The organism is Wenzhouxiangella sp. XN24, assembly GCF_011064545.1.
Lineage (GTDB): Bacteria > Pseudomonadota > Gammaproteobacteria > Steroidobacterales > XN24 > XN24.
The window spans coordinates 663,902-682,271 of record NZ_JAAMFG010000034.1 but is presented as its reverse complement, the minus strand read 5'-3'; the positions used below and the strand labels follow the sequence as shown (position 1 = coordinate 682,271).

The 18,370-nt window shown below is 60.8% G+C and carries 15 protein-coding genes and 2 riboswitches; of the genes, 5 read left to right on the top strand and 10 right to left on the bottom strand.

Features of this window, described 5'->3' with window-relative positions:
• Nucleotides 1-8: 8 nt before the first annotated feature.
• Nucleotides 9-1,682, top strand: a complete 1,674-nt coding sequence (locus G6032_RS10890; RefSeq protein ID WP_165282131.1) for an FAD-dependent oxidoreductase — start codon at nt 9-11, stop codon at nt 1,680-1,682.
• Nucleotides 1,683-1,733: 51 nt separating this feature from the next.
• Nucleotides 1,734-2,717, top strand: coding sequence for an NAD-dependent epimerase/dehydratase family protein (locus G6032_RS10885; RefSeq protein WP_165282130.1), 984 nt, complete (start codon nt 1,734-1,736; stop codon nt 2,715-2,717).
• A 62-nt stretch (nt 2,718-2,779) separates the two neighbouring features.
• Here the strand turns inward: G6032_RS10885 and G6032_RS10880 are convergent, their stop codons facing one another.
• The gene (locus G6032_RS10880) at nt 2,780-3,790 is read right to left on the bottom strand and encodes a lysylphosphatidylglycerol synthase transmembrane domain-containing protein (protein ID WP_165282129.1); all 1,011 of its coding nucleotides are present in this window, start codon (nt 3,788-3,790) and stop codon (nt 2,780-2,782) included.
• Nucleotides 3,791-3,947: 157 nt separating this feature from the next.
• On the opposite strand from G6032_RS10880, the gene G6032_RS10875 reads away from it, so the two are divergent.
• Both G6032_RS10875 and G6032_RS10870 read left to right on the top strand, forming a co-directional pair.
• Nucleotides 3,948-4,193, top strand: a complete 246-nt coding sequence (locus tag G6032_RS10875) for an acyl carrier protein (RefSeq protein WP_165282128.1) — start codon at nt 3,948-3,950, stop codon at nt 4,191-4,193.
• On the top strand, nt 4,190-4,717 hold the full coding sequence (locus tag G6032_RS10870; RefSeq protein ID WP_165282127.1) for an acyltransferase: 528 nt from the start codon (nt 4,190-4,192) through the stop codon (nt 4,715-4,717). The genes G6032_RS10875 and G6032_RS10870 overlap by 4 nt, the downstream gene beginning before the upstream one ends.
• Before the next feature lie 31 nt (nt 4,718-4,748).
• Here the strand turns inward: G6032_RS10870 and G6032_RS10865 are convergent, their stop codons facing one another.
• From G6032_RS10865 to G6032_RS10855, 3 genes are read right to left on the bottom strand one after another with little or no spacing between them, the layout of a single operon-like run.
• Complete coding sequence (locus G6032_RS10865; RefSeq protein WP_165282126.1) at nt 4,749-6,260, bottom strand: amino acid adenylation domain-containing protein; 1,512 nt, start codon at nt 6,258-6,260, stop codon at nt 4,749-4,751.
• 21 nt (nt 6,261-6,281) lie between these two features.
• A complete protein-coding gene (locus G6032_RS10860; RefSeq protein ID WP_165282125.1) occupies nt 6,282-7,211 on the bottom strand; it encodes a glycosyltransferase in 930 nt (309 codons plus the stop codon).
• A gap of 44 nt (nt 7,212-7,255) precedes the next feature.
• A complete protein-coding gene (locus tag G6032_RS10855; protein WP_206211919.1) occupies nt 7,256-8,248 on the bottom strand; it encodes a glycosyltransferase family 2 protein in 993 nt (330 codons plus the stop codon).
• A 496-nt stretch (nt 8,249-8,744) separates the two neighbouring features.
• Between G6032_RS10855 and G6032_RS10850 the strand changes: the two genes are divergently transcribed.
• Nucleotides 8,745-10,214 carry a TIGR03013 family XrtA/PEP-CTERM system glycosyltransferase gene (locus G6032_RS10850; RefSeq protein WP_165282124.1) on the top strand — a complete coding sequence of 490 codons (1,470 nt, stop codon included), beginning with the start codon at nt 8,745-8,747 and terminating at the stop codon, nt 10,212-10,214.
• 128 nt (nt 10,215-10,342) lie between these two features.
• Here G6032_RS10850 and G6032_RS10845 read toward each other — a convergent pair whose 3' ends face one another.
• The 6 genes from G6032_RS10845 to G6032_RS10820 form a co-directional block, all read right to left on the bottom strand.
• Nucleotides 10,343-11,071, bottom strand: a complete 729-nt coding sequence (locus G6032_RS10845; protein ID WP_165282123.1) for a putative Ig domain-containing protein — start codon at nt 11,069-11,071, stop codon at nt 10,343-10,345.
• 495 nt (nt 11,072-11,566) lie between these two features.
• Nucleotides 11,567-12,313: a PEP-CTERM sorting domain-containing protein gene (locus G6032_RS10840; protein WP_165282122.1), complete on the bottom strand. Its 747-nt coding sequence runs from the start codon at nt 12,311-12,313 to the stop codon at nt 11,567-11,569.
• A gap of 249 nt (nt 12,314-12,562) precedes the next feature.
• Nucleotides 12,563-14,485: a putative Ig domain-containing protein gene (locus tag G6032_RS10835; protein WP_165282121.1), complete on the bottom strand. Its 1,923-nt coding sequence runs from the start codon at nt 14,483-14,485 to the stop codon at nt 12,563-12,565.
• Between the two features lie 171 nt (nt 14,486-14,656).
• Nucleotides 14,657-14,749: riboswitch (cyclic di-GMP riboswitch) on the bottom strand.
• Nucleotides 14,750-14,904: 155 nt separating this feature from the next.
• Nucleotides 14,905-14,990, bottom strand: a riboswitch (cyclic di-GMP riboswitch).
• 405 nt (nt 14,991-15,395) lie between these two features.
• The gene (locus G6032_RS15495; RefSeq protein WP_206211918.1) at nt 15,396-16,052 is read right to left on the bottom strand and encodes a PEP-CTERM sorting domain-containing protein; all 657 of its coding nucleotides are present in this window, start codon (nt 16,050-16,052) and stop codon (nt 15,396-15,398) included.
• A 191-nt stretch (nt 16,053-16,243) separates the two neighbouring features.
• Nucleotides 16,244-17,230 (bottom strand): UDP-glucose 4-epimerase GalE, encoded by a 987-nt coding sequence (galE, locus tag G6032_RS10825; protein WP_165282120.1) that lies wholly within the window; start codon nt 17,228-17,230, stop codon nt 16,244-16,246.
• Nucleotides 17,231-17,421: 191 nt separating this feature from the next.
• Nucleotides 17,422-18,084 (bottom strand): PEP-CTERM sorting domain-containing protein, encoded by a 663-nt coding sequence (locus G6032_RS10820; RefSeq protein WP_165282119.1) that lies wholly within the window; start codon nt 18,082-18,084, stop codon nt 17,422-17,424.
• Between the last annotated feature and the right edge of the window lie 286 nt (nt 18,085-18,370).

Here is an 18,370-nt window from a genome sequence, read left to right as displayed (position 1 = left end):
ACTGGATAATGCAAAGGGACCTTGACGCATTCTCTGGTGAGTTCGACGTGCTGGTGGTCGGTGCCGGCATACATGGAGCCTGTATCGCGCGTCTCGCCGCGCAAGCGGGACTCCGGGTCGCACTTATCGAGCGAGGGGACTTCGGCGTGGCGACCTCGCGGAATTCCGCGAAGCTCGTCCATGGCGGGCTGCGGTACATTCAGAACTTCGATATACCCCGCATCCGCGAGTCCGTGGTTTCCCAGCGCACTTGGTTCCGTTTCGCACCGCACTTGATGCGGCCTTTGCGGTTCGTGATGCCGACCTATGGCTTTGGGACGCGGAGTCCCCTGGCGCTCGGTGGTGGGATGCTGGCCTATCATCTGTCTGCCATCGGGAGAAATAGCGGTATTCCTCAATCGATCCGGTTGCCGGGCTCAGGCGTCATGACGCGAGGACGGCTGGTTGGCCTGCATCCGCTGCTCCAGCGCAAGGACGTGACGGGTGGGGCATTCTGGTACGACGGCCAGATGCACGATGCGGTGCGGGTCACGCTCGAATGTATCTGGGACGCCGTCGACGCTGGGGCCGTGGCGGCGAATCACCTGGGTGCCGAATCCCTGCTTCACGATGCCGGAGGTGTCAGGGGCGTGGTGGCCCGCGATCAGATCACTGGTCGGGAAGTGGAAGTTCGCGCCAAGGTCACGCTGAACGCCACGGGACCCTGGGTCGATGAGTTCTTGGCGCGCGGGCCGGCCGCCCTAAGGGGCGTCCGTATCACCGCATGGACCCGCAACATCAACTTGGTGACCCGTGCTCTTTACCCGGGCGAAGATGCCTTGGGTATCGCGAGCCGGCGGCCCGCGGGCGCGGCCATCGGCCAGCCGAAACGGCTGTTTTTTACCAGTCCATGGCATGGGTGCACCGTGGTCGGCACCACGCACGACCTGCATGAATCGCCTGCGGACGAACTGAGCGCGCCATCCGATGTGATTGAAACATTCGTTGGGGAGGTCAATGCCGCGGCTCCCGGTCTGGGGCTCGAGCTCGATGATATTCGCGCCGTTCACATCGGGCTTACGCCAACGGAAGACAGCGAGACCAACCGTGCCAAGCGCTCGATCGTGATCGATCATGCGGAAACCCAGGGAGTCGATGGCCTGATCAGCGTGGCAGGGATCAAGTACACGACGGCACCGCTGGTCGCCGGCAGGGTGGTCAGGCAAGTTTGTCGCAAGCTCGGACGGCCGGTGACGCTGCCATCGTTCAGCGAGCCTGCCGGCGGCGCGCCGGTCCTGGCCGCCGACGCAGACGGCTGCAGTGGCTTCGGTGCCGGCGATGAGCATGGCTGGGCTTCGATGGTTTATGGATCCCGCGCACTCACGTGCTTGGGCGACGTGTCCTCGGGTTGCCTGGGGAATGACGAGGTATTTCGCCGGCGTGTGAAATTCGGGATCGAGCAGGAAATGGTCGTGCGGCTATCGGATGCGGTCTTGAGGGCTACGGACTGGGCTGAGCGTGGATTGCTTTCAGCCGACCTCCTGGAGTGGTGTGCAGACCATATGGCAAAGTCGCTGGGGTGGTCGGCGGAACGCATGGCAGCCGAGAGCACTGACACCCTCAGGCTCCTCGAACGGTTTCGCATGGGTGTTCGGACTGCTCCAGTCACGAGCGGGACGTCCGCGGATAGGGTTGTCGCCTGAGGTTCGGTCCCCGGATCTTACATTGAGAGAATCGCCAAGGAGCTTGAGGTTATGCGGATCTTCGTAACGGGTGGAACGGGCTTCACCGGAGCTGCGTTGGTAGAGCGATTGTTGCGCGACGGCCACAGTGTAGTGTCCCTGGACAAGCAGCCGGGCCTGATCGACGACCAGCTCCGGGCCAAGGGCGCTGAACTTGTTTATGCCAGCGTGACGGATCGGGATGCGGTTGCAAAGTGCAGCGCAGGTGCGGAGGTCGTCATGCACCTTGCGGCGGCTTTTCGCGAGGTCGGCGTGCCGGATGAGATTTATAAATCTGTGAACGTGGAGGGCACTCGCATCGTGGCCGAAGAGGCCTTGAAGGCCGGCGCCCGCAAGCTGGTGTATTGCAGCACCCAGGGCGTGCATGGCCATATTGAGAATCCGCCAGGTGACGAGAACTCCCCGATCGCGCCGGCCGACTATTACCAGCAGACTAAGTACGAGGGCGAACTCGAACTGAAAATGCTCGACGGAGGTCCGCTCGAATACACGACTCTGAGACCTACGGCGATCTATGGCCCGGGAGACCCCGGGCGGTTCCAGATGATTTTTCGGCGAGCCAAGAAGGGGTTTTTCCCTATGTTTGGCAGTGGGCAGACTTACTACCATCCGGTCTACGTGGATAACCTGGTGGATGCCTTCGTGCTGGCGATGGAACCCGGCAAGGGAGCGGGGCAGGCCTACATCATCGGCGATGCTGAATACTTTCCTATCCAGGACCTGGTCAAGCATGTCGGCAAGGCCATCGACGTGGATGTGAAGGTGCCGCGTTATCCAATCTGGCCGCTGATCATAGCCGGACACGTCTGCGAAAAGGCGTGCAAGCCTTTCGGTATTGAGCCGCCAATATTCCCCCGACGCGTAGACTGGTTTCGTCAGGTGCGTGCATTTCGTATCGACAAGGCACGAAAGGAGCTTGGCTACGAGCCGAAAGTGGATATCCATACCGGGTTGAAGCGCACCGGTGACTGGTATATTTCGACCGGGCGGATCTAGCCGGCGATCAGTCGTCCAGAATGGTCCGCTTTGGACACTGGGCGGGGAATAAACGCCCCTGTTCAGGACGTGTTTTTTTCTCGGCTGAACTGGTTTCTAATGTCGCTCAGCCTGATCGAGGATCGCGCGAACAGCACGGCCCCAGGCAGGGAAGCGACGATGTGTGCCGCATGGCCAAGAAGTGAAAACGCCAGTGCCTGCGCCTCGGGAATACCCAGCAGACTATAGACCAACACCGCGGTGAATTCGCCAAACAGCCAGCCCTCGAGAATTATGGCGAGTTTTCTCAGGCACTGTGCAACCGCCACGGCCGCAATAATCGTGAAGATGTCGGCAGCGACGTTGAGAGCCAGGGCGCAGCAGAGCAGCAATACGATCTGCAATATTTGTTCGATCAGCGAGTAGATGAAATTAGCTACGAGCACCTGTGGGGCGTGTCGGAAACCCGAGTAGTGGTCATATATGGCGATGAGACCCTCACGGGCGCGGATCCAGGGCAGCCGGTTGATAATGCCAAGCACGAGTGGGCGATGCAGTGTCAGGCGGAGGACGACCAGCATCACCATCATCAACAGCGGGATGCTGACCAGGAGAATCTCAATGGAGTCGTCGTGCGCACGGCTAAGCACCATCAACCCACCGCATATGGCCAGGAAAGTCGCGGTGAACATCGCGATGAGTTTCTCCACAACCATGGTGGCGAGAACTCCGGAACCCGCTCCGTACCGACTCGAAATAATGAGCGCGCGGAGCGCATCTCCTCCGAGGCTGCTGGGCAGGAATCGCTGCACGAAGGCGGATTGGTAGTAGGCACTCAAAACTGCCGGGAATCTTGCCGGATTGCGAACGTGCCGCAGAAGGTGCAGCCATTTCCCCGCCATAAGAAAGCGGTCGATCGTCGCTAGCAATAGTATTACAGCGAGCCAAGCCGGGGTGATCGACGCGATACTCTTTGCAACTTCGCCGAAGTCGATGAAATACCAGGCCGCCAGCCCCACCAGGATAATGACCAGGGCGTGCCAGAGAGCTGCTGCGCGGTTTTTCTTCGCCGGTTGTTTAGCTCGGGAGCTCATTTGGAGTGCTGTGATACGACATTCGGCCGAAACTCGGAGCAGAATACTCCGGTTTCAGGAATTGTCTGCGGCTTGGGTCACACGGGAGGCAGGCAATTCGTGATAGTTTTTCGCATTTGGCGGACGCTAGTCGAAACTTCATGTTGTGGGAAAACTTATGAGCGGCGAAAACTTCCAGGCACTCGCAACTATAATCGGCGAAGTTATGTCGATCGATCCGGATAAGGTGGCTCCGGAGACCACGGCCGACGATGTCGATTCGTGGGATTCACTCAATCATCTGCGCCTTATTACCGCGGTAGAGGAGCGTTTCCAGATACGGCTTTCGATGATGGAGATCATGGGTCTAGAATGCGTTGGCGATCTGTTTGCCGCCGTTGAGAGCAAAGTGGCAACACCATGAAACTTGTCAAAGCAGCGCGCCGCTTCCTGGTGCCGGCATTCCTTCGGACGCTTATCTACGGGCTCAAATACCGAGCGTATGTCAGCCCACGCGCGGAAGTCGACTTCACGCCGAACCTGCGGCTTGGCAAAGGCGTTGTGATCAGCGCGTTCACCAAGCTCAAGGCGACGGATGGTCCCGTCACTATTGGAGCTCGTTCCGCAATAGGTCCCGGCTGCTTCATCAGTTCAGGGACCCAGGGGATCACGATCGGCTCTGATGTAATGGTCGCGGCAAACTCCGCCATGGTAGCGAACAACCATCGTTATGATCGGGTTGACGTGCCGATGAACCAACAGGGCCATACTTCGCTGGGCATCCAGATCGGCGACGATGTGTGGATTGGGGCGAATAGCGTGGTGCTGGACGGCGCGAGCATCCAGGCGGGAACCATTGTAACTGCCGGGTCAGTGGTCTCCAGCAAGATTGGAGCCCGGAAAATCGTTACCGGAAATCCGGCCAAGGCGATTTTCGAGCGACGCTGACGGATTATTGCATCCGATAAGCGGGTAAGGTTTAAACGAGCTGCTCAATCAAGCGGGAGCGATCGATCTTCCCGCTGGCGGTCAGCGGCATTTCATCGAGCCGAATGATGTGCCGCGGTTGCATGTAAACCGGTAATACTTTCGCAAGATGGTCCCGTAACTCGCGGTCTGATCGTCTCCCCGGCTCCAGAAATAACGCCAGCACCGGGTGCCCGTCTGCATCGGGACGGGCCAGAGCCGTGACCAGCGATGCACCGGTAAACGCACGGGTATGGGCTTCGATCTCGCCGAGTTCGATCCGGTGTCCGTCGATCTTGACCTGGAAATCTTTACGCATGCGCCACATAAGCGGGCCCGATGGCATTGTCGCCACGAGGTCCCCGGTTCGGTAGAAGCGAGTAGGCAGGCCATCGACGTCGATATTGCAGAAGGCTTCCGAGTTCTTCGTGGGATTCTTCCAGTAGCCGGGTGTCAACTGGGGCCCCGAGATACATAGTTCACCCTCCTGACCAGGACCTACAGGCTGGTCTTCGGTGTCCAGTATCGTGTGGCCGTTCCCCATCATGGGGTAGCCGATCGGCACAATCCCGTTTTCGGATTCTTCCGCAGCCTGCTCACGCTCCCAATCGTAGATGTAGCAGAGAATTGTCGCTTCTGTCGGGCCATATGCGTTCTGAATAAGCGCGTTGGGAACACAGCGGCTCCACCCTTCAGTCAAACTATTCAGCAGCGCTTCGCCGGCGAATATCGAGTGCTTCAGCTCAGGCAGCTGCAACTCGCTGAAAAAACGTTCCAGGTAGGCAAGCACCGAGGGCACCATCACAGCGACGCTTATTCGTTCGTTCTGCAGGATTTTTACGATATTCAAGTATGAAATACCCCTGTGGGGTACAACGTGGCAGGAGGCGCCGTACCGCAGGGGGCCAAAGAAACATTGAACTGACAGGTCAAAGCTCAGCTCGAACATCTGCAAAACCCGGTCGTCCGCTGACAGTCTGCAGGTCGGGTCCGCATCCCAGGAAGCGAAGAAGGCAGCGAGATTCCCGTGGGTTATGGGCACGCCCTTCGGTGTCCCAGTGCTGCCCGAGGTGAACAGCATGTATGCGATGTCATCGGCTGTGACTTGTTCGATTCGCCGATCAGGTTCCGGGAGGTCGTTCTCGTTCGTGGAAACCATCGGGATTCCGATCGCGGTTGCCGCCTCGCTGGCAGCTTCGAAAGCTGCACTCGCAAGGATCAGCGGAACTTCCGCGCTGCGCAGGATCTCCTCGTTGCGTGCGGCGGGATTGCCTTTGTTCAGAGGGATGTAGGCGCAACCCGCCAGCCAGCAGGCCAGCATGCCCGCATAAGTCATACTGTCGTCCGCGGCGACCACCGCAATTCGGGAGCTTATCTCCGCGTGACGGCGAATCAACCTTTTTATGCGGAGCGCAGATTCCAGCAGTTCGGCATAGCTAAGATGGCGATCATGGCAGGCGAGCGCGAGGCGTTCGGGGTTGGCAGCCACGTTTTCTAGAAAAGAATCGATTACAAGAGTAGCCATCGCAAGGGTGTCCAAGTCCTGTCAGGTCACTTCCTCAACCGCATATTCGCGGATATCTCGCGCATGCGTAAAAATGATGATCTCGCCAACAAGCCCGAGCGTGAACACCTGCACGCCGAGAGTGATGAGCAGCGCGGCGAGAATTAGTGCGGGACGGTCACCCAGGCCCTGGTCCATAAATACCCGTTGAACAACCAGCCAGCTGGTCCACAGGGCGCCAACCAGTGCGATCGCCGTGCCGATCAAGCCGAAGAATCGCAGCGGTTTTTTGGTGAATCGCGCCAGGAAAAACACGGACACCAGGTCGAGAATGCGTCGTAAGAACACGCCTGGGCCATACGGGCGATGAACCAGGTCGCGCGGAGACTGGGCCAGCGGCACTTCTGTTACGGAAAAGCCGCGCATCGATGCGAGTACGGGGAGAAAACGGTGTTGATCCCCATAGATCGGTATCTCTTCCAGCACGTTTCTGCTCATTAGCCGGGCACCGCAACCGAGATCGCTCAGCTGGGTTCCAGTGATCGCCCTGACCAGAGCGTTGAATACCCGGCCAAGCACCCGGTTCCAGGCCGACCCCGCACGGGGGTGGCGACACGCAACCGTCATATGGCTTGTCTTGCGAGAAGACCACAGGTCCGCGATCGAAGCCGGCTCAACCTGGTAGTAGGAAGGCAGCGTCATGACCCAGGTTCCGGAGGACGCGCTGAACCCGGCGGAAATTGCAGCGGCCTCGCCGAACCATTTGCCGAACTGCAAGATGATCAACTCCTCACCGCGCGAACGGAGCTCGCGCAGCTGTTGCAGAGCTTGCGGCTTCGGACCGTCGAGGACGTAGATAAACTCCAGGTCCTGTTCTACCGTAAGCAGCGCCTTGCGATAATCATCATGCAGGGTGCGCAGATCGTCATGCCGCTCGCTCACGGGCACGATCACCGTAAGGCGATCAGGCACAACAGTTATCCGTCCGGAGCCTGGCGATTGCCCGACAACATCGTTCATTTGTCAATCAGCCTTTTCAAGAAATAGGTGGCGTCAATCAGCCGGGCGTCGCCGGTGCGTACCGCCAGTTCCACTAACACGCCGGTGAAAAGCATCATCACGCCGGAAGAGACGAGTAGCAGGCCGGCGCCGGCAAACACAACCGGGCTTCTTCCCTCCGCTGCGATGAATTCGTACATGGCGTAGCCGAGTAGTGGCAATCCCATCATCAATAGCGGCAAGGACAAGCGGCTGAACCAGTGCATCGGCTGTGTGGCCGCCCGGCTCAGGGTCTTGATCGCGACCAGGTCCATCAGAACTCGCCAGGTGCGAGAAATCCCATATTTGGAAGTCCCGAACTGGCGAGCGTGGTGCCTGACTTTCAGTTCTGCGATCTCCGCACCTGAAATCCGTGCCATGGCGGGAATGAAGCGGTGCATCTCAGAATACAGAGGGACATTCTTGATGACTTTGGCCCGATAGGCTTTCAAGGAACAGCCATTGTCCTTGATCGGTACGCCGGTGACTCGACCGATGAGCCAGTTGGCGATTTTCGAGGGAATTTTCCTGCTGACGAGCTTGTCCTGGCGATCGAAGCGCCAGCCGACGACAAGGTCGAAGCCCTCATCGAGTTTGGCCACGAGCATCGGGATGTCTCTCGGGTCGTTCTGCAGGTCCCCGTCCATCGTGACGATGACGCTACCCCGCGCGTACTCGATGCCAGCGGCCATCGCGGGCGTCTGGCCGAAATTGCGCCGGAACCTGATGCCTCTGACGCGGGCGTCGGTGCTCGCGATGTCCTGGACTATCTGCCATGTTCGGTCACGACTGCCGTCATCCACGAGCAACAACTCGTAGTTCAGCCCGGAAGGATCCAGCGCTGCGCACACGGCGTCATACAACGCCGTTGCGCTTTCTTCCTCGTTGTAAAGGGGAACGACCACCGACAAACTGGGCTGGCTGGCCTGGGTGTCGTCAGATCCTTGAGACACGACTTTCACTTTCGCCACGTGATTTCCCGAGGCCTTCTGGCGGCTTAGTTGGCTGGGTTTTAGACGTTTACCCTAACGCGTTGAGTCAGTTAGGGCTGTGATCCAGTTCCAAGTACTAATCCGACACACTATCACTTCAACACGATCGGCGTGAGAGATGATGCCGGTTTTTTTTGGTTTGGTTTGGTGATTCCTCGCAGGCGTGGCCTGGTTGGAGAGGCGTGGTCTGGTTGGAGAGTAAAGGTTCGCACGAAAACCCGCGGACCCGGCGCGTCATTCTCGGCTTGGAATATGTAAAAAAATCTTATCGCCATAGAAAACTACCGTGGCATCGTTTCATATGTGTGCAACCCGCCTGCATCTATACTAACTATGCGGGGCGAAGGCGAATCAGTCCGCCTGTGACGGGAATCACGTTGTGTCGAGGGGAAATCCTTTTAAATTCCAGCAGTCGGGAGACACCGAGCAAGTCGAGCCCCGCGACTCGTCGAAGGAATATCCAGTTCTGAAGCCCGTGAATACCAAAACCGAATCCTTGCCTGGTTCTCCTAACACCCCCAAGCATCGCCGCTGGCGCGTCTCCAAGACGTCCGTGGAGATCTTCGGGCAGAACATCGACCTGTGGGCCCTGATCATCGGCACCGTGGACTTCCTGCTGTTGTGCGTGGCGGTCCACCTTGCGGGCGTCGTCCTGCACGCCGGTGACATCGAGCAACTGCGGGCCGCTGTGGGCGCCCCGTGGACCGAATCACTGGTGTTCGCGGGGGTGGTGCTGTCCGCGCTCGTCGCCATGGGCCTCTACAACCGCCGGCTCGATGCTCGCACGGCCTCCGTGATCGCCCGCATGGTCGTAGGGCTCGTGATCGGCGCGCTGGCCATGGCCATCCTGATGTTTTTCATGGGATCTTTGACCCTGAACCGGAGCACGCTGGCGCTCTCGATCTGCATCGCCCTGCCGCTACTCGCCACTTCGCGGCTGGTGTTCGTGCAGGTGGTCGGCCGGGAGCGCTTCGCGCGCCGGGTGCTCGTGTATGGCGCGGGTGCGAAGGCGGCGGAGGTCCAGAACGTGCGCGTGCGGCAGGATCTGCGCAATTTCCAGGTGGTCGGCTATGTTCCCACCGAGGGCTCCACGGCCAAGGTGCCGCCCGAGGCGCGGGTCCAGACGGGCGATTCCCTGCGCGACTTCGTGCTGGAACATGACGTGGACGAGGTGGTGGTCGCTATGGAAGATCGCCGGCGCGGCCTGCCGGTGCACCAGCTGCTGGATTGCCGGCTGGCTGGCGTGCCGGTGACCGACGTACTGGATTTCATGGAGCGCGAGAGCGGCAAGGTCGAGCTGTCCATGCTCTACCCGAGCTGGTTGATTTACTCCGAGGGTATCAACAGCCGCGGCGTGGCGCGCTTGCTGACGCGGACCCTCGATCTCATTGCCGCGGGGATACTACTGGTGCTGACCGCCCCGTTGATGCTGCTCACCGCGCTGGCGATCTGGGTCTCATCCGGCTTCCGCGGCAACGTGTTTTATGCCCAGACCCGCGTCGGCCTGGAGGGTGAGCCCTTCACGCTCTTCAAGTTCCGCAGCATGCGCGAGGACGCGGAGAAGGACGGCGCCAAGTGGGCGCAGCAGAACGACCCGCGCGTGACCTCGGTCGGCCGGTTCATCCGCGCGACCCGCATCGACGAGCTGCCGCAGCTGTTCAACGTGCTGGCGGGGCGGATGAGCTTCGTGGGTCCCCGGCCCGAGCGGCCGGAATTCGTCGAGCAGCTCGCTGAAAAGATTCCCTATTACCGCGAGCGCCATTGCGTGAAGCCGGGCATCACCGGGTGGGCGCAGCTCTGCTACCCCTATGGCGCGTCCGAGCACGACGCCCTGGAAAAGCTGCAGTACGACCTGTACTACGTGAAGAACAAGTCGATCCTGTTCGACCTGGTGATCCTGTTGCAGACCGCCGAGGTGGTGCTGTGGCGGAAGGGATCGCGCTAGCCCAGGGGTCGCGCTAGCCCTGGCCCGGATGTCCTCGGCGCGCGTGTCGAGGATTCTTACACGTTGGGCGGCTTCGCATCTTGCAAGGTGCGCGGCGGCGAATCTTGCACGTTGGCCGGCTTCGCAAATCAGCCGATCGTCTTGCTGACTTCCTGTGACGGGGCGCTTTCCAGCCCGTCCTTCGTCACGGCCTTGACCGCGAAGAACCAGGTGCCGGGTCCGAGACCCTCGATCATGTAGCGCGTGACGCCGGGATTATCGAGCTCGATGACGATGTCGTAGTTGCGGGATTGCTGGCCGTAGAGCACCTCGTAGCCGGCGAGTTCACCGATCGGTGAACCGTCCGCGCGCTCGGTGGGGGCGCTCCAGCTCAAAGTTGCATTGCCCGTTACCGCACCCCGGGCCACCACGTTGACAGAAAACGCCGACAGGCTCGCCGTGGCCTGGCCATCGCTGACGGTGAGCGCGATGCCGTTCCAGCTGCGCACGTCACCCTCGCCGGGGGTGCCGTGTACCCGGCCGGTGCTCGCGTCGAGTGAAAGCCAGCCCGGCAGGTTGCTCGCCGACACGGTGAGCTGGTCACCATCCGGATCCGCGATGCTGGGCTGGAAGGTCCATGGCTCGCCGACCGTGACCGAGGTGGGCGGGCTGCCGGAGATCGTCGGCGGCGCATTGGTATCCGGGGGCGGGCTTGGCGGAGGCGGCGGGGTCGGCGAAGGAGATGGCTGTCCGGCGCCCGGGGGAGGCTGGTTGCCGCCCGGCGCACCAGCAATGTCGTTGTCGCCAAAACATCCCGCCAGCACCAGGCAGGCGATGATCGGCACGAATCGCGAACCGCTCGTTTGCCGTTGTTCCATATGACCTCGGTCGGGTGGAAGGAGGCGCCACCCGGCGCAGGTAGGGCTGAAAGATGCGCTTTTCTAGCATCAGTAATTAAGTCAAACAACAAGGGTTTGGCGAAATTTTTATTAACAAACATAAAGTTGCGCGGATAACGTCGGATTTCGAAGCCCGATTCACCTTATAAATCGGCAGCTTGTGGCGAATCTTTAACCAATTGTCGAGGTGCTGTTGTGGCGTTTTTCTAGATTTGGCATGAACCGTCGTGGGCAAATCCGTGCTGCTATGCGGAAATCAGCTTCCTTGGGGGTGTGTTTTCGCGTGTCCGAGGACGTTTTGGTGGTTGGGGCGTGCGCAGATTTGCGCGGGCGCTGGGTTGGGACAGCGCGGATGAGGATGAGAGGGTGCGACTCGGCCCGGGCGTCGTGGGCGTCGGCTAAGTCCGAAAAAGAAAGGGCCCCGAAAGGGGCCCTTGCAAGGTCGACTCCAAGGAGTCGTAGACGTGTCTGTGTCTAGCCGCGGCGGCGCATCATCCCGGCGCCCAGCAGGCCGAGACCGAGGAGGGCGAGGGTGCCGGGCTCGGGCACGCGACCGACGGTAACGTCGTCGACGCCGAAGCCGTCGTTCCCGTTGTTGGTGACAATCCGGATGCTCTCGATGTCCAACTCAGAGAAGAAGGACACGTAGAACACGCCCTTGTTGCCAAGCTTGCCTTTGAAGATGTCATCGATCGACAAGGTAAACGTGCCGTCAGTGGTTTCGAAATCGAAGCTCCCGCCAGCATCGTTGGGGTCTGTGATGAAGAAACCCACGGCATTGTTGCCCGCCGCCACATTGAACAGGAATTTCTGGGCGTCGAAGCTGTCGAGCCACTTGTTACCCGGGTCCGTGGTATTAAAGCGGCCGGAGAACGGGTTCGTGCCGGGGTCTCCGTTCAGAATGGCGAGGCCCTCATCGCAGTCGTAGCCCATGGACACGTTGTCGCACGCCCCGCCCGTGCCCGGCACTTCGCTTACGAATTCGCCGACAGACGTCATGATCGACAGGTATTGGGTGTTATCGTCAACGTCGGCGACGTCTTCGAAATCCTCGGTGGTGTAACCCGCCTGGAGGGTGCTCAGGAAGGCCAGTTCGGCATTCTTGGCAGCAGTCAGGTCGTTGGCGCTGATCTGGTAGGTAATTGGGCCGGCATGGGCAACACCGGCAACAGCCAGGGCTGCGACGGCGGAGAGAGCGAAAAGGGATGACTTGCGAATCATGGATGTTACCTTGGGTCACGAACGAATTACTTAGTTGCGTTTCATGATGCACAAGGCGTGCCAACTCGAAAATAACGAATAAAAACATCATTTTATGAATTTACCCATCGCGCCCCGCAGCCGGGTCTGTAAAGTCCGCCGACGTGAGCCACGTCACACTTTTCCCCGGCCAAAAAAATGCGCGGGCCACTCGCGCAGCCCGCGCATGGGAACCGGTCCCAGGGGACCGTTGCACTGCTCCCGAGACCGTTACTGGATCGTCTTGCTCACGACGGCTGACTTGGTGCTTTCGAGACCATCGGCGCATATGGCGGTGACCGCGAAATACCACGTGCCCTGACCGAGGTCCTGGATCTGGTGGCTGGTCGTGCCGCCGGGCAGTGTGATGACCTGGTCCAGCTGCGAGCCGTTGAGGCTGTAGTAGATCTTGTAACTGGCGACCGTGCCCATCGCCGAGCCGTCCACGCGCTCGGTCGGCGGGGCCCAGCTCAGTGTGGCCGAGCCGGTGACCGGCGGCGGCGCAAGCACCGTCAGGGTGAATGCCGGGAGGCTGACGGTGTACTCGCCGTCGGTCACGGAGATCGTGATCGGTCCGGTGGTACCGACATCGCCGACGCCGGGGGTGCCCTGCAGGTGTCCGTTCGAGGCGTTCAGGCTCATCCACCTGGGCTTACCGGTGACCGAGAAGGTCAGCGGATCGCCCTCGGGGTCAGACGCGTTTGGCGTGAAGTTCCACCCGTCGTTGACCTGCAGCTCGGTGGTCGCAGGCGTGCCGGAGATCTGGGGAGCCTGGTTGACAGGGACCGGATCCGGGATCGGCTCGGGGTCGGGCTCAGGCTCAGGAGTCGGCTCGGGGTCGGGCTCAGGGGTCGGCTCGGGGTCGGGCTCAGGGGTCGGCTCGGGGTCGGGCTCAGGGGTCGGTTCCGGGGTCGGTTCCGGGGTCGGTTCCGGGGTCGGTTCCGGGGTCGGTTCCGGGGTCGGTTCTTGAGGTGCCGCCACGCGGGCCTGGGCGTTGATCGCGTCCACCTGCGCCTCGGGCGCATATGCGGTGTCGAGCGTCGCCTGGCGCAGGGCCGTCTGCAGGTCGGCGGGGAGCTGCGCGGCGAGGTCGACAGGACTCGTGCCGGGTGCGGCCGCGTCCATGACCGAAATGGCCGCCGCGATGGCCGGATCGTTGTTGATCTGTTGTGCAGCGCGCAGCAGGCGGCTGGCCTGGACGAACGCCGTCGCGGGGATCGGCAGGGTGCTGACCGAGGCGTCCGGGTCGGCGTTGGGGCGGACCTGGCGCACGGCCTGGTCCATCGCGTCGGTCGCATTCACGTCGTACACGCGCAATTCGTTGCTCATGGTCTCGAGCAGGACGGCTGCGCTGGCGACGTTGGCGACCGCGGCGATCCGGGAGCGGCTTTCGAGGCCGCCCATGCCGTCGATCCAGCCGTCGATCAGGTCGGACGCGAGGGCCTGCATGATGGCGTCCCCGTCCATGGTGCTGCCGGTAGCGGTCATGGCATCGCGGGTGCGACGGATCATTTCGCCGAGCGTTTCGCTGGAGCGGACGATCATGTGGATGTTTTCGTCGGTGATCGGGGTCTCGACGGGATCGGCGATCACCGCCGTGTCGAGACCGAAGCCGTAGCGCGTGACGACGGCGTGGCTGGCGGCAGTGACGGTCTCGTTGCTGACGCCGCCGTTCATGCGGGCGGCTTCGAAGATCAGCGTCGAGAAGGGGTTCAGGTTCTTGACGGTGCGGTTCGACGGGCTATGCAGGACGGCGACCAGTTCGAAATCGGGAGCGAGTCCGGTGACGAGGTCGGTGCCCTGGTCGGCGCGAATCGTGAGTGCGTAATGCTTGCCCTGGGTCTTGATCCTGACGTCGTAGTCGGCGGTGCTGCCGCTGGTGCTTTCGCTGAGCAGGAGGCCGGTGTTGGCGAGGACGCGGACGCGGGCGCCGATGATGGGGCCGTCGCCGACGCTGCCGGTGATGTGGGTTTCGACCTCGGGATCGATTGGCGGGGTCGTGCTGGGGGGCGGCGTCGTGCTGCTTGGCGGCGGCGGCGTCACGGCCGCCGCGGTGTCATCGCTCTCGCTGCCGCAGCCGCTCAGCGTCGTCAGCAGGAATGCAACCGTCAGTGCGGTGAAACGCGACTTTAGAAGTGTGTTCCAGGTAGCCATGGCGAAACCTCGCTTCGCATCATGGCCACGGAAAAGTTGAACTCACGGGTAGCAGTGCATTGCAGTGCGCGGACAGGACCGCGCCGGATCGGACGCGCCGGAGAGGGAAAGAGGCTCGCTAACCTGGAGCGGCGTTGCAGCCTGAGATATGAAGAATGTCTTTCCATGTTTTCTGGCGGCCCCGCTATCGTAGAACCCTGCGTTGGGTTCCTTAGACCGGTGGCTTTGCGTCCTCACCTTTCAGTGAGTTTGCCTTTTTCAGTGGCCTCGACTTTCGTAAGTCTTTACGTATCGCCCGTTTCCGGGATGTACCGACAGGGGAAACCGCCGAGAGGCTTGGCCGTTCGGGGGTCTTTGGTACAGGAGGTTGCCGTTTGGCTGGAGGGCGCCCTGGGAGGGGGAGTAGCGCGATCCGGTTCTTTGGCAACCCCGCTGTCGTAGGACCTTGTCCCTTAGACCGGTGGCTTTGCGTCCCCGCCTTTCGACGAGTTTGCCCTTGTCAGTGGGGGTAGTTCTACGCCCGGTCGGGGTGGGGTGCAATAGGTATTTGGCGCGGGTTTGGGGGGAGAGATGGGAAGTGTGACGGGGGTCACACTCTGGTTGGCTGGTTGGGGTCGGACCGTAGTAAGTGTATGAAATAAATAGAGAAAGGGCAAAATACGCCCTTTTTAGAAGGCTTAGAATGGATTTCTCTTGGGTAAAAACGGCTTCTAAGGCCGGTCAACTCGCTTAAAGCCTGAATCGCACTCCGGGGGGGCATTGCGGTGAAATGCCTTGGTATAGCCGACGCGAGCGACGCCATCATTCTTGCAAAGGTGTGGCTCGAAAAAGAAAAGCCCCCTGCAACTTCGTTGCAGGGGGCTTTTGCGTCGGTCTACGGATCGACGGAAACCCGTCCTTCCGAATCAGTTCAGGCAGCAGCGCGTCTACGCGCGAAGCCAACGCCGATCAGGCCAAGTCCCAACAGAGCCAGTGTGCCAGGCTCCGGTACAGCAGTTGCCACCTCGAAGGCGACGCCGTTGGCGCTTGAGAGTTCAACTTTATCAAACTTGCCGACGAAACTGACGTAGGCATCGAAACCGAAATTGTTCGCGGTGCCCCCACCAATAGAACTCAGCGTCGTGCCAGTGATGGCCAGGACGTTGCTACCGCCGGAGAAGAACGTCACCACGTTGTACGAGTCCACCGATCCCCAGTAGAAATCGAACGCGCCGTCCAGGTCGGAGATGACGATCTTACTGATTGCGCCCGGAGGCACATTTTTACTGCTGGTCACGTTATATGACAACGTCTTGTCCGGGTCGGACGAGTCCCACCCGGGAGTCTTGTAGTCGCCGGGCTCGAATTCAGCGGGAGCAATAACAGCGCCACCGCTTACGGTGTAGCGGTCGCCGAGTTGTACGCAGGTTGCGGCAATGCAGTCCTCGCCAAGGTATTCGCCTGTGATTCCGCTGGAAGTGTCGTCAACGAAAATCGGCCCAGCGGACGCAACGCCGGTCCCCAACGCAGACAATGCCAAAAGGCTCGCTGCCGCGCCGAAAGTCTTGTATCTCTGAGTCAAGTTCATTTTTTCATTCCCTCGCGCCTGATCCGCGCAGTTTCGTTCTAAACCGTCATCCGGGATGTGAATCCCGTTCGTGGAGAGACATACAAGTTTCGTACCATAGTCTCAACCGACTGAAATAAATGCCGTTATTGCGGCGCGACAGCGTTCGAGAATCAGAAATTGTAAGGAATTTCGACAAAAAGCCGGGTGGTCTACGCGCTGTACCGCGGCGCCCGCTCCCAGGCCAGCGAGGAGGCGACGATCTGGTCCAGGTCGTCGTGCTTCGGCGTCCAGCCAAACAGCTCGCGGATGCGGCTCGCGTTCGCAACCAGCGTCGGCGGATCGCCGGCGCGACGCTCGGCCTCGCGCACGGGCAGCGGCTCGCCAGTGACGCGTTCGAAGGCCTGCGCAACTTCACGCACACTGTAGCCGTGCCCGTAGCCGCAGTTGAGCACCTTTGGTTCGCCGCCGTCGCGCAACCAGCGCAACGCATCGAGATGCGCGGTGGCCAGGTCTTCGACATGGATGTAGTCACGCACGCCAGTGCCGTCCGGCGTGTCGTAGTCGGTGCCAAAAATGGTGAGCGCTTCGCGTTTCCCAACCACCACTTCGCACGCGACCTTCACCAGCAGCGTGGCATTCGGCGTGGATTGGCCGATGCGCCCTTCGGGATCGCTGCCGGCCACATTGAAGTAACGCAGCGCGACGTATGACGGGCCACCCGCCGCCGCGAGATCCCGCAGCATCCACTCGCTCATCAGCTTGGACGTGCCATAAGCGTTGATCGGCGCCGTCGGCGTGTCTTCGCTCGCGACGCCGCCCGGCGGCAGGCCGTACACGGCGGCCGTGGACGAGAACACGATGTGCTTCACCCCGGCCTCGGCAGCGCACTGCAGGAGATTCCGCGTCGCGCAGGTGTTGTTCCGGTAGTACTTCAGCGGATCGGTGACCGATTCCGGGACCACGGTATGCGCTGCGAAGTGCATGATCGTGTCGATGTCGTGCTCGGCCAGGACGCGGCTCACGAGCGCCTGGTCACCGGTATCGCCGATCACCAGTTCGCCATGCGTCACGGCTTCGCGAAACCCGGTACACAGGTTGTCGAGCGTTACGACACGCTCGCCGGCTTCGCCGAGTTGTCGCGCCACGTGGCTGCCGATGTAGCCGGCACCGCCGGTGACGAGAATCCCTTGCGCCATCTGTGTTCTCCGGGGAGTTGACGGGTTCGCATCATAGCAATCGTCGGGCGGCGAGAAATGCCAAATCGGTCAAGCTACCGGCGCCCTGGGGATCGATTGACGAAAAGAAAAGGGCAGCCTTGCGGCTGCCCTTTGTCATGTTGCGTCGGTCGCTGTAAGGAGCGGGGTCGGCGCACCTCCCCTTCGTTGTCTTACTGGCTCCGGCGACGACGCAGGGCGCCCGCGCCGATGAGGCCGAGGCCGAGCAGCGCCAATGTGCCAGGCTCCGGCACCTGCGCGAACGCGTGGTTGTCGGACTCGAAGGCGAACTGCGTGGTGCTGATCACGATCTTGTCGTAGCTGGTGGCGCCCAGGAAGATGTTGACGTAGCGGTTCGCCGGGTCGGCCGTCTGGTTGCCGAAGAAGTTCGGGTTGGCGATGACCTGTGCTCCGGTGAGCGTGAGCACTTCGGTTGCACCATTGAAGAACGACAGCGTGTTGTAGTCGTCGATCGAACCCCAGTAAAGGCCGAAGTAGTTGTACGTGACGCCGGTATCGAAAGTGATGGTGTGGGAACCGGCGCGCTGGCCAAGGGCCACGGACAGGTACTGCGTCGTGTTGCCGGCGGGTGCCGCATATGCGCCGCTCGACGACCCTTTTACGACACCGCCTTGACCAAAGAAACCTGCAGGACCTCTTGTGTTGAGAAGGCTGTCATCGTTGAAATCGATGACCGTCGCGCCTGCGACCGGTGTCGTCAGGCCGCTGCCATCTGAGGCGTCAGCGCTGTTGAAGGTGATGATCGGCGCCGCATGGGCTGCAAAGCCGAACAAGCTGAGCGCGAGAGCGGCGGCGATACGATTGAGGTTCTTCATGCGCGTCAATCCGATGATGAGTGATTGAGTGAGGCATGCAGTTATCATGCCAGAACGCGTAACTATCTATAAATAATGACAATATCTTAGGTGTCGATGGCGCGCGGCGCGGTAGTCGTAAAGCTGGTCGACAAGACGTGCGTCACGGTTTTGGGTCTGCCTCGGGGCTTGCCTCGGGTCGGACCGCGTTATCTCCATGCAATCTAACGATAAAGACCCTCATAAGCACCGCGATCGGCGCTTAGGATGCAAATACAGCGCCTGAAATCGCGTTGTAAGGAACCAA